At 58.7% G+C, this 11,046-nt stretch carries 11 protein-coding genes; 4 read left to right on the forward strand and 7 right to left on the reverse strand.

From position 1 onward, the window contains the following. Window positions 1-11: 11 nt before the first annotated feature. Together ACZ5A6_RS22440 and ACZ5A6_RS22445 are read right to left on the reverse strand one after the other, a co-directional pair. On the reverse strand, window positions 12-1,889 hold the full coding sequence (locus ACZ5A6_RS22440) for a flavohemoglobin expression-modulating QEGLA motif protein (protein ID WP_111799415.1): 1,878 nt from the start codon (window positions 1,887-1,889) through the stop codon (window positions 12-14). Then, window positions 1,886-2,716 (reverse strand): N-formylglutamate amidohydrolase, encoded by an 831-nt coding sequence (locus ACZ5A6_RS22445; RefSeq protein ID WP_035199962.1) that lies wholly within the window; start codon window positions 2,714-2,716, stop codon window positions 1,886-1,888. Before ACZ5A6_RS22445 ends, ACZ5A6_RS22440 begins: the two co-directional genes overlap by 4 nt. A gap of 288 nt (window positions 2,717-3,004) precedes the next feature. On the opposite strand from ACZ5A6_RS22445, the gene ACZ5A6_RS22450 reads away from it, so the two are divergent. The 4 genes from ACZ5A6_RS22450 (at window position 3,005) to ACZ5A6_RS22465 (ending at window position 5,834) form a co-directional block, all read left to right on the forward strand. After that, window positions 3,005-3,232: a hypothetical protein gene (locus tag ACZ5A6_RS22450; RefSeq protein ID WP_004431991.1), complete on the forward strand. Its 228-nt coding sequence runs from the start codon at window positions 3,005-3,007 to the stop codon at window positions 3,230-3,232. 17 nt (window positions 3,233-3,249) lie between these two features. Then, complete coding sequence (locus tag ACZ5A6_RS22455) at window positions 3,250-3,810, forward strand: type 1 glutamine amidotransferase domain-containing protein (RefSeq protein WP_025595199.1); 561 nt, start codon at window positions 3,250-3,252, stop codon at window positions 3,808-3,810. Window positions 3,811-3,956: 146 nt separating this feature from the next. Further along, complete coding sequence (locus ACZ5A6_RS22460; protein WP_111799414.1) at window positions 3,957-5,183, forward strand: NAD(P)/FAD-dependent oxidoreductase; 1,227 nt, start codon at window positions 3,957-3,959, stop codon at window positions 5,181-5,183. A gap of 150 nt (window positions 5,184-5,333) precedes the next feature. Further along, complete coding sequence (locus ACZ5A6_RS22465) at window positions 5,334-5,834, forward strand: YciE/YciF ferroxidase family protein (RefSeq protein ID WP_004431986.1); 501 nt, start codon at window positions 5,334-5,336, stop codon at window positions 5,832-5,834. Window positions 5,835-5,913: 79 nt separating this feature from the next. Here the strand turns inward: ACZ5A6_RS22465 and ACZ5A6_RS22470 are convergent, their stop codons facing one another. The 5 genes from ACZ5A6_RS22470 to ACZ5A6_RS22490 form a co-directional block, all read right to left on the reverse strand. Further along, the gene (locus ACZ5A6_RS22470; RefSeq protein WP_111799413.1) at window positions 5,914-8,250 is read right to left on the reverse strand and encodes a glucose/quinate/shikimate family membrane-bound PQQ-dependent dehydrogenase; all 2,337 of its coding nucleotides are present in this window, start codon (window positions 8,248-8,250) and stop codon (window positions 5,914-5,916) included. Window positions 8,251-8,354: 104 nt separating this feature from the next. Continuing rightward, on the reverse strand, window positions 8,355-8,585 hold the full coding sequence (locus ACZ5A6_RS22475; protein WP_111783887.1) for a hypothetical protein: 231 nt from the start codon (window positions 8,583-8,585) through the stop codon (window positions 8,355-8,357). A 71-nt stretch (window positions 8,586-8,656) separates the two neighbouring features. Next, window positions 8,657-8,944 carry a hypothetical protein gene (locus ACZ5A6_RS22480; RefSeq protein WP_236763043.1) on the reverse strand — a complete coding sequence of 96 codons (288 nt, stop codon included), beginning with the start codon at window positions 8,942-8,944 and terminating at the stop codon, window positions 8,657-8,659. Between the two features lie 152 nt (window positions 8,945-9,096). Continuing rightward, on the reverse strand, window positions 9,097-10,140 hold the full coding sequence (locus tag ACZ5A6_RS22485) for a helix-turn-helix domain-containing protein (protein WP_050923926.1): 1,044 nt from the start codon (window positions 10,138-10,140) through the stop codon (window positions 9,097-9,099). Between the two features lie 117 nt (window positions 10,141-10,257). After that, entirely contained in the window at window positions 10,258-11,043 is a 786-nt protein-coding gene (locus ACZ5A6_RS22490) for a 3-hydroxybutyrate dehydrogenase (protein ID WP_065663276.1), read from the reverse strand. Window positions 11,044-11,046 lie beyond the last annotated feature (3 nt).

The raw sequence follows: 11,046 nt of genomic DNA on the forward strand, positions 1-11,046 counted from the left end.
CTCCTGTAATATTACAATGTCGCCAGTTCGGCGATGGATAATCCGGCCCGTATCTTTTCCAGCCGCTCATTGGCCTTGGCCGGCAGCAGAAAAGCGGGACGTACGCCCGGCGGACGCAAGAGGCCGCGCAAGGCAAGCTCCTGCATCACCGGGAAATGGGCAGCGGCAATCTTGCCCATCCAGAACGGATCGAGCGCGCCACCCTTGCGCAGATGCTCCAGCACCTCCGCAAGCCCACGCAGATAGATCGCGTCCTTGGAAAGACCGCCGCCACGATAGATGCGCAAAACCATGTTGAAGGCGCCGGCCTCGTCGAAACCATGATCGCGGGTCATAGTCCGGAACGTCTCAACAAAAGTCGCGCCGTCCAGCATGGCGGCGCAGCCGACGACACGGCCGGCGATCAGCCGCAGGCGCTCGCGCGTCATGCCGCCGGCCAGATGTTCCGCCAGCACTGCCAGCCCTTCCTGCACGCCCTCGTAACCGGAAAGGCCGGTGCGGAAGAGCCGGAGGCCCTGAAACGAACCGTTGAAATAGGTGAGGAGATGCACGCCGATCTCATGCGACAGCAGCGCCTCGACCCGGCGCTGTTCCATGACGGTGTGGCGAGAAATCAGGAGCTTCTCGCCCGTCACCATCAGGCCAGGCGGCAGGTCATCCCTGATCTCGACACGCGCCTTGAATTCGGGCTCCTCTGCCAGATAGGTCTCGATCATCTCGCGCGATTTTTTGGCGACCGCATAACAATCGACCATGGCGATTTCGCCGCTCTCATCCTTGCGTGGGCAATCGGCAAGCACCTTGAGCGCCAGCGTCAGAAGCGCGGGTTCGACGGCACCGTAAAGGGCGCGGGAGAAATCGGTGAAAGTACGGCGATGCAGATTGGCGAGCATGGTCAGTTGCAGATCGATCTCCTGCTGTTTCTCCCGGTAGAGATGATAGAGCACCGGGTCTTCCAGATGATCGAAAACGACGGAATAGAGCTTGCGTTTCTGCTCTTCGACGTCAACGCCGAGCGGCCGGTAAAGCAGGCGCGGCGCATATTGGAAGCTGCCGTCGCGAAATTCCTCGAAGGCCCGGCGGGCATTGATCGGCGTCACGGACAGAAGAAAATCAAAGGACGAGACGATGTCGTCTATTGAACGATCGGCACGCCTGACGGCATCAACGAAGGCCTTGCGGCCGAGCGCGCGATGGCTGGTAACCTTGAGTGCGTCTTTACCGGCAGCGAATGACGAGAAGGCCTGAAGGCCGGCATCGAAAATATCTGCAATCATCGTCTCGCGCAGGCCGGGATAATCGGCGCCGGATTCAGGCTGTCGGTAGATCGGCGCGAAACGCACGCTGATGCAGGGGAAATCAAGCCCGGCATTTTGAAATCTGAGGATCGGATCGGCATCCGGTTCGGGCCGGGTTATGCGGGGCGTGCGGAAACGCACTTCGGCATCACAAACCGCCTTGATGAAAACACGGCGTGCACTTTGCGTTTCCGGCTCAGATGTTGCCGAGACGGAAACCTCATAATGCGGCAGGAAAGGTGAATCGTCAGCGAGCAGAATGTCGTGTTCCAGTTCGCCGATATCGAGAACCATGAAGGCGCCGAAACGTTCGCGCATGGCCGTGCCGACGGCTGCAATCAGGGGTGCAGCCTCCTGAATGCTCGATGCGATCAGATAAGATGCATGCGCAGAGGCGATATCGCGGGCCGCAAGGTCCTTCGTGCCACCAGTCAGATGCAGGCAAAGAAACGGCAGCGGCCGGTCGATATGCAGCCGGCCGTTCTTTCCGACATCACGACGGACGGCTTTGCCGGCCTCAAGGCAGGCGACGACATCGTCTACCAGCTCGATAACCGGTAACGGTTCACTACGCGCCGAGGAGACGTTCATCGCCGCGCCCTCAGGCACTCTTCGAGTACCGGCTGAAGTGCCGTGATAGCGTCGCGAATATCGGAAACGACGCGCTTATCCGGCTTACCGGTCCACTCGTCCATGAAGAATTTCTTGAACTCCACTGCGATGGCGCAGCCGTTCTGCGCAAAACGCTCGTGAATAAACCGGGTCTGCTCACCCTTGCCCTGAAAGGCGACGTTCTCGCGTACATCAAGGCGGCGTCCGCCGATGGTGGCTGTCGCAAAATGATGGCCCACCGCACTGACGACGTCACTCCAGCGGCTGCGATCCATGGAAAATGTGCCGATATTGATATCAGGCGCTTCCGCCTGTGGCGTTGGCGGCGCTGTAGCGCCCTGCCGGCGATGATTGTAGCTGTGTATGTCCAGCACGACAAAAGCACCATGCCGCCGCTCGACGGTTGAAAGAACTGCTTCGAGCATTGCGTAATAGTCGGCATGAAAATCGAGCGATTGCCGGGTGGCCTCTTCCGGCGGCTCCTGTTTCCAGACCTCCAGCCCCCAGGATTGTTCCGGCTTCAGATAAACTGCCTGATCGGCGGACCGGTTGAGATCGATTTCGAAACGCGAATGGTGAACGACAATGCGGTTTGTCATTCCCGCGATCATCTCGCCGGTAAAAGGGTCTTCTTCTCTCAGCCGCTGGTCGGCGGAAAGAGCCATCAGCGAGGCTATGTCCGGGCGAATGAGATGACCATCATGAATGGCCGTGCCGATGATCGGTGAATTGCCGAAGTCGATCGACCAGAAACCCTTGTTTTCGTCGTTGCCGCGGCACTCGCCGTCACTGTGTCTGGCTGTCATGCTGCCTCCCCTGCATCTGGGGTAAAACAGCACGACTTGCCGGTTTGTTCCGATAAAAATTGCGCGCGATACATTTGTCCTCGGCAAGAATCCGCCTGAAAAAATGCGGAACCATACCGGAAAGCTTACGTTGTTCTGGCAGGAGGGCCGCCGTGTCAAACGGACACGATGGCGCTGAAGAACATCGGGATTTTTCCGTTTTCTCCTGGTGGCCAACGAAATGGCAGCCGAGCTTCTTACCTATCCGGCGCCCTCCGTCCCCGCTTTCCACGCACAAGGAACCGCGACATGGAAAAGACCGAAACGCGTAAACTTGCAGAAGAATATCTGCGGCTCGGCGGCACCCGTCAGGTCATGATCGACGACAACAAGACCTTCGTGCGCCAATGGGAAGACGAACCGGCAGAAGCCGAGACCTTCTGGCAAACGAATATCGAAAAGCTCGATCCGGAGCGCCGGGAGGATGTGGAGTTTTTTCTGCCCTCCGTGAATTCGGACAAAGACGAAAACAGATAAACAGGAAGGAAACAGAAATGACTGCCATCAACACTGCAAAAATCGTCATTCTCGCAACGGACGGCTATGAGCGTTCGGAACTGCGCGTGCCCTATGATCAGCTGAAGGCCAAGGGCGCGGACGTCAAGATCGCCTCGATCAAGGATGGTGAGATCAAGAGCTGGGACGAAAAGAACTGGGGCGACAGCATCGCCGTCGATATTTCCGCGAAGAACGTCAGCGCCAATGATTTCGATGCACTCGTCCTGCCCGGCGGCCAGATCAATCCGGACGTATTGCGTCATGACGAAGATGCAATGCGCGTGGTGCGCGATTTCGTCAAATCCGGCAAGGTCGTGGCTGCCATCTGCCATGCCCCTTGGCTTCTGGTTGAAGCAGATGCCCTGCGCGGTCGCGACGCGACCTCATATTGGTCGATCAAAACCGACCTGAAAAATGCCGGCGCCAACTGGAAGGACGAAAAGGTTGTGACCGATAAGGGCATCATCACGTCTCGCAGCCCCGATGATCTGGACGCCTTCGTCGCCAAAATCATCGAGGAGGTCGAAGAAGGCAACCACGAGCGCCGAGCTGCCTAAGGGCAGTAAAGCGGAAAAAAACCAGAGCGCATCCGGCCTATCCAAAATGGCCGGATGCGCTCTCTGTCTTTGTTTGTTCGCATTTTCCAGACGTAACCCGCCAGGCATTTCCACCGTAAATGCCCTGCACCTTTCAGGAAAACTCCATGCCCACATCGGAACTGACGAAGGAACGCGACCTCAGGGAATCGAAACCCCTTTGGGCCGACACGCCACGCATAGGCCTCCGCACCAGAAATACCCCGAGTTCCGACCATTACGATACGATCGTCGTCGGCGCCGGCATCAGCGGCGCGCTTGCCGCCCATGCGTTGCAGAGACCGGGGCAATCCATGCTGATCGTCGACCGGCGTGATCCGGTGATGGGCAGCAGTGTCGCCAGCACTGCGATGATACAGCACGAGATCGACACACCCCTGATCGAGCTCAGAAAGATGATCGGCAAGGATGCTGCTGATCGGGCGTGGCAGCGCTCCGCGCGCGCCGTGTTGCGGCTGGAGGAAATCGTTTCCTCGCTTGGCATTTCCTGCAGCATGGCGCGCAAACAGGCGCTTTATCTTGCCGGAGACGAGATGGGTTTGCGTGCATTGAAGGCCGAAGTGGCAGCGCGCGAAGAGGCCGGGATCGAAGCCCGCTTTCTCGACACCACAGAACTTAAAAACGACTATGCGATTGAGCGGACAGGAGCGATCCTCAGCGATATTTCCGCTTCCGCCAATCCGGCGCAGCTGACGGCGGGCCTGTTGCGCCACACAGCAGGCGCCGGCGCGGAGATCGTTTCACAACTTGAAATCACCGATCTTCGAAATCTCGGTGACGAGGTGGTCGTCGCCACAGCACAGGGCAAAATCATTTCCGCGCGCAATATCGTTTTCTGCACCGGATACGAATTCCTGAAATCGCTCGAAAGCCCGAAACACCAGATCATCTCCACCTGGGCGCTGGCGAGTGCGAAGGGTATCGATCTGCCGGACTGGCTGAGTAGCCATATCCTCTGGGAGGCTTCAGATCCCTATCTCTACCTGCGCACCGACCGGGACGGGCGCCTTATTGCCGGTGGTGAGGATGAAGAGAACTCCACATCCTACCTGTCTGAGAGCAAGCTTGCCTCCAAGGCGGATGCAATCAAACGCAAGATCGAAAAGCTTCTTGGCGTCGACATCGGCGAACCCGAATATCGCTGGGCGGCCGGCTTCGGCACGACCACCACGGGCCTGCCGCTGATCGGCGCGGTTCCCGGCATGAAGAACGTTTATGCCGTCATGGGCTTTGGCGGCAACGGCATCACCTTCAGCCAGATCGCCGCCGAGATAGTCGCCGCCGCCGTTAATGGTGGCAAGGACCCCGACGCCGATCTCTTCCGTTTCGACTGATGCCCCCTCGTCATCCCGTATGCGGCGGAGCGTCTGCTGGAATATAAAACGTTGCGCGCAACAGAGCCGGAACCATAGGGGCTCCGAAAGGTTTGTCTCCAGTGCGCAATGGCGTACATCACGCACTTTCACACCATGGGAGAAGAACCAATGGCCGAGAAAAAACTCGACGACCTGTTTTACGATACGCTGAAGGATATCTATTACGCCGAAAGGCAGATCCTGAAAGCTCTGCCGAAAATGGCGCGCGCAGCGACAGACCCGAAGCTGAAACAGGCCTTCGAAAAGCACAAGGAAGAAACGCAGGGCCAGATCGAACGCCTGCAGGAAGTGTTCGAGATCATCGGCAAGCGGGCGCAGGGTAAGACATGCGAGGCCATCCAGGGCATCATTGCCGAGGGTGAAGAGATCATGGACGATTTCAAGGGTACCGCAGCTCTCGATGCCGGTCTCATTTCCTCGGCTCAGGCGGTCGAACATTACGAAATCGCCCGTTATGGCACCCTGAAGGCATGGGCCGAAAAGCTTGGTCACGCCAATGCCGTTACCCTGCTGGATGCGACGCTGAAGGAAGAGTCCAAGACGGACGATGCGCTGAGCGCGCTTGCCAAGACATCGATCAATGCCGCAGCACAGAAAAAGGCGGCCTGATCGCCTTTTCCAACTGCACAAGCAAAAACCGGAATGGTCACCCATTCCGGTTTTTTTGTTTGATTGAATCCGCCTCGTTTTACGGCAGGGTATAGGCGATCACATAGTCGCCCGGCTTGGTTCCGACAGAGCCGTGACCGCCCGCGACCATCACAACATATTGCTTGCCGCCATCCAGCGCATAGGTCATGGGCGTTGCCTGCCCGCCAGCCGGCAGACGTGCTTCCCAGAGCTGTTTGCCGGTGGTGAGGTTGTAGGCGCGCAGATAGTTGTCGACGGCAGCACCGAGGAAGGCCACGCCACCCTTGGTAATCATCGGCCCGCCAATGCCCGGTACGCCCACCTTGAAGGGCAACGGCAGCGGCGTCATGTCATGGACCGTGCCGTTCTTGTGCTTGTAGGCGATATCGCCGGTGCGCAGGTCGGCACCCGCGACATAACCCCACGGCGGTGCCTGGCAGGGGATTTTCAGCGGACCGAGGAACGGTCCCATGAAGACGCCATAGGGCGCACCGTCATTGCGGTTCAGCCCCTGCTCACTGCCCTTCTCGTCCTGGCCCTTCGGCGGGATGTCGGCGCGCGGCACGAGCTGCGAGGTAAAGGCAAGGTATGTCGGCATGCCGAACATGACCTGACGTTCGGGATCGACCGCGACGCTGCCCCAGTTGAACGTGCCAAAATTGCCGGGATAGATGATGGAGCCGGTCAGCGAGGGCGGCGTGTAGCGGCCCTGATAGTTCAGCTGATGGAAGCGGATGCGGCAGGCGAGCTGATCGAACATGGAGACGCCCCACATGTCCTTTTCCTTCAGCGGCTCCGGCTTGAACGAAAGCGCCGTCGTTGGCTGGGTCGGGGAGCTGAAGTCCTCAGGGATTGTACCGCCCGGTGCCGGTTCTTCTGTAATCGGCAGAAGCGGCTCACCCGTGCGCCGGTCCAAAACGTAGATATCGCCCTGCTTTGTGGGGCCGACGAGTGCGGGAACGCTTTGACCGTTCTTGGTGATGTCGAGCAGCACCGGCTGGGCCGGCACATCCATATCCCAGAGGTCGTGATGAACCGTCTGGCGCACCCAGCGATCCTTGCCGGTATTGATATCGAGCGCCACGATGGAGGAGGAATATTTCTCCACATTCTCGCTGCGACCCATACCGAGCTGGTCCGGCACCTGATTGCCGAGGGGTACGTAAACGAGGCCAAGCCCCTCGTCGTAACTCAACACGGACCAGCTGTTCGGCGAGTTTGTAGTGTAGGTTTCGCCTGCGGCAATCGGCTCGGTCTTTTCCGGATTGCCGGAATCCCAGTTCCAGATGAGTGCGCCGCTGTTCACATCGAAAGCACGGATGACGCCGGACTGTTCCTGCGTGGAGTAGTTATCGTTCACCGCACCGCCGATGATGATCTTGCCCGCCGCGATCACGGGCGGCGAGGTCGAATAATAATAACCGGCAGGATTGTATTTCATGCCCTGTTCCAGATGCAGCACGCCCTGATCCGCAAAGGATGTGCAGATCTGACCGGTCGCTGCATCAAGCGCAATCAGCCGCGCATCCGAGGTCGGCAGGTAAACGCGCTGGGCGCAGGCGGTGCCCTGTGCGGCATTGGGTTCGGCATAATAGGAAACACCGCGGCACGTCTGGTGCTGGCGGTCCGGGTTAAGACCGACATTGGGGTCGTATTTCCATTTTTCCTTGCCGGTGGCGGCATCGATGGCGATCGCCCAATTGTGCGGCGTGCAGATATAAAGCGTATTGCCGATCTTGAGCGGCGTTACCTGATAGGTGGTTTCACCCACATCATCCGGTAGCTTCACGTCGCCGGTCTGGTACCGCCACGCTTCCTTCAGCTGCGAAACATTATCGACATTGACCTGCGTCAGCGGCGAATAGCGCTGGCCATAAGGCGTGCGGCCGTATTGATGCCAATCGCCATCCGGCACGTCGCCGCCATAGATCGGAGCTGACGCCACCTTCTCCTCAGGCAAGGACCCTGCCTGGTCATGCGGATCCTGCGCCATCGAATATCCCGCCACCACAATGGAGGCGAGAACCGAGAGCGCGAGTGGCCAGGCATTCGGGCCGTAATTCAGCCCTGTCGGGCTTGAAAAACCGAGAGGCTTCCTGACCCAGGGCACCAGCAACCACAGGCCGATAAGAATGACGATGCCACCCCGCGGCCCAAGCTGCCACCAGTCGAAACCGACTTCCCAGAGTGCCCAGGCGAGTGTCGCGACAATGAAGACGGCATAGACGTGGAGAGCTGCCCGGTTACGCTTGAACAGCAGAATGGCTGTCAACAGGAAGGCCATACCGGAAAGGACGTAATAGAAGCTCCCGCCCAACATGACGAGCTGAGAGCCGAAACCGAACAGCGCGAGGCCGATCAGCGATAGAATAACCGCAGTAACGGTGACTGCCATGAATGAAACCCCCGATTCCTGTCACTTTGCGTGAAATGAAATTGGGGGCAATCTGGTTCCATACAAACTCAACATTCACCGTGAAAAATTTCACGGCATGCTGGTTATGGGTTTTGTGGCGCCGGGGCCGTCTCCGTCTGAGCGTTTTGCGGCCGGTTCTCGTCGGGTTCAAAAACCGCATATTCGACGACCGTCCAGACCACCAGCGCGAGAAGCAGACTGACAACCAGAATGACAAGAACCGGACGTCCTTTTACCCCTTGCCGCGCCCGCGTTGCCGTTTCATTTTTCGGATCATGGCGACCGCCAAGATAGCTGGTATTTTCTTTGGCCATGTCTCTCACTCCCTGTAACCCTGGTGATTTAATTCACAGGGACACAGTTTGTTCCAGACAGCAAAATCAGCTTAGCCGTACTCTGCGACCGCAAGTCTATCGGAACCGGCACCGTCGAACTCGTCGACCGCACTGAAACTTTGCCCAATCCCCAGCCACGAGAATGGTGGCCGGCGATTGACGTCTTCGGTTTCGCACTGGATTTCCGGCGGGTTTTCAGAAATCGACAGCCACAGCGGTGGTCCCGCCGTTTCAAAGTCGCATTGGTCGCCGGCGGCTTCGAGGTATCTTGTCGTGTCGCGGCGACGCACCCGCCATACGGGCAGCATCTCCAGAAAATTGAGAATTCGTATCATCATGATTGTCAGGCGAAATATCTATTAAAAACAACGTCCGCACTGTGGCACGCCCGCCGCGCAAGCGCATCCCTGCGGAGGTACAAGCGGAACGAATGGTCGGATTGTGCCAATATTCCGTCATACAGTGTCAGATCGGCTTCGAAACAATCGCGTCAGCGACCGAGCTGCACGATCCAGCGTGTCCATTCTGCGCTATCCGGTTTGATAATATCCGGTATGGTATCGCGGTTTTCGGATGCGAAATGCCGCATCTGACGTGGCGACAGGCCGAAGGTCTTCTTGAAAACGCGGCTGAAATTTTCCGGGTTGGTGAAGCCATAGGACGCCGCCACCTCAGCTATCGTCATATGGGCCGACTGCGGCGCCCGCAGGAAATCCATTGCCCGTTCGAGGCGCCTATGGGTGATGCAGGCCGAAAACCCGCCCAGCGGTTCGAAAAGCCGGTAGACGGTGCGTCGCGATACGCCGAACTCGCCCATGACCTTTTCCACCGACAAGGCCGGATCGAGCAGATGATTGTCGATATAGCGCCTGATGGATGCTCGCAGCGCCCGCTGAACACCCTGCGCATTGTCTTCCCGGACATGATTATTGATGGCAGCCGCGGCAAGCTCCAGCAATGGCGAGACCGTGGCCGCGCCGTCATTGGCGTTCATGACGTCAAAGTGGCGGTAAACGCTGGTCATCGTTTCCCGCAGCAGAGATACCAGGGGCAAACCGGCCGGCAGCACGCGCTCGTGATTATTGCCGGAACCGATGAGCCTGCCTTCCAGCAGCCGGCGCGGCACGACAAGGCTCAGATGATCGTGATCGGTTGTGGCTGTGGCCAGCGGCTGCGCCATGTCAATGATGTAGAGATCGCCCGGGCCGGCAGTCTCGCCCGCTCCGCGCCGCGACATGCTTTGGCCGCTGGCGTAAAATTGCAGGAGAAAGCCGTCCATCCCGTCCCGGGCAATCTTGTGGCGCGAGCGGTCGAAATCCTGTGCCGAGGACTGGGTGCGGCCAAGCGCGACATTGCCGATGAAGGCGGCATCGACACTGGCAAAAAACCCGTCATCCTGCGATCTGCGCAGGCGGGCATCAAAAAGCACGTTGATCGAATCCCGCCACAGCGCCATGGCGTCGCGCTTCGGCACATGGCGTGTATCGAAACGCGAGCGCGCTAGCGGAGCTTCCGAAAACCCTGTGTTCATAATACCGCTGTTCCGTGAACACGGCGCTGACCCCGCCGCACGCAAAACTATACAGTATTGAAATCGCCCCACAATACCGGAAGGATGGCAGATCGTTCGCTTGAGCCGGATGCGCGAAAATTATTTAGCGGTCCAGCCGCCATCGATGGAAATGGTGGTGCCGGTGATGGAGCGCGCCATATCGCCGGTGAGGTAAAGCGCCATCTCCGCCACTTCCTCCGGCTGCACGAAACGTCGAGTCGGCTGCGGCGCAAGCATCACCTTCTTCACCACCTCATCCTCGCCCATGCCATGCAGGCGCGCCTGATCGGCAACCTGCGCCGCGACGAGGGGCGTCCAGACGTAACCGGGGCAGATGGCGTTGCAGGTAATGCCAAGTTCGGCCACTTCCAGCGCCACGCTTTTCGTCAGGCCCACCACGGCATGTTTCGTCGCCACATAGGGACCCTTGAAGGGTGAGGCGCGCAACCCATGCGCGGAAGCAATATTGACGATGCGCCCCCAACCCCTTTCCTTCATGCCCGGCAGGGCTGCACGGATCGTATGAAAAGCGCTGTCGAGGGAGATCGCGACAATATGGGAGAAATCGGCGAAATCGAATTCGTCGATCGGCGCGACCTTCTGGATACCGGCATTGTTGACGAGCACGTCGATGTGACCGAATTCGGCAATGACGGTTTCCGGCAGATGTGCACTCTCGTCATAATTGGCGAGGTTGGCGGAAAAATAGACCGGCCGGTGCCGCGCCACCTTCGCAACCGCCTCCAGTGCCTGCGTCGCCGCATCCACGGTTTCTATGCCGTGGACGGCGACGAGAAATCCCGCCTCGGCAAAACGTGTGGCGATGGCAAGGCCAATGCCGCTGGTGGAGCCGGTGACCAGAACGGTTTTCGGTTGATCCTCCATCAT

Source organism: Agrobacterium sp. 6Ca8 (assembly GCF_055382765.1).

Coding starts and splice junctions, on each gene's coding strand:
- ACZ5A6_RS22450 (WP_004431991.1), top strand. CDS start 3,005: ATGGAAAAGACCGAAACGCGTAAACTTGCAGAAGAATATCTGCGGCTC.
- ACZ5A6_RS22480 (WP_236763043.1), bottom strand. CDS start 8,944: ATGATGATACGAATTCTCAATTTTCTGGAGATGCTGCCCGTATGGCGG.
- ACZ5A6_RS22460 (WP_111799414.1), top strand. CDS start 3,957: ATGCCCACATCGGAACTGACGAAGGAACGCGACCTCAGGGAATCGAAA.
- ACZ5A6_RS22470 (WP_111799413.1), bottom strand. CDS start 8,250: ATGGCAGTCACCGTTACTGCGGTTATTCTATCGCTGATCGGCCTCGCG.
- ACZ5A6_RS22445 (WP_035199962.1), bottom strand. CDS start 2,716: ATGACAGCCAGACACAGTGACGGCGAGTGCCGCGGCAACGACGAAAAC.
- ACZ5A6_RS22490 (WP_065663276.1), bottom strand. CDS start 11,043: ATGGAGGATCAACCGAAAACCGTTCTGGTCACCGGCTCCACCAGCGGC.
- ACZ5A6_RS22465 (WP_004431986.1), top strand. CDS start 5,334: ATGGCCGAGAAAAAACTCGACGACCTGTTTTACGATACGCTGAAGGAT.
- ACZ5A6_RS22440 (WP_111799415.1), bottom strand. CDS start 1,889: ATGAACGTCTCCTCGGCGCGTAGTGAACCGTTACCGGTTATCGAGCTG.
- ACZ5A6_RS22475 (WP_111783887.1), bottom strand. CDS start 8,585: ATGGCCAAAGAAAATACCAGCTATCTTGGCGGTCGCCATGATCCGAAA.
- ACZ5A6_RS22455 (WP_025595199.1), top strand. CDS start 3,250: ATGACTGCCATCAACACTGCAAAAATCGTCATTCTCGCAACGGACGGC.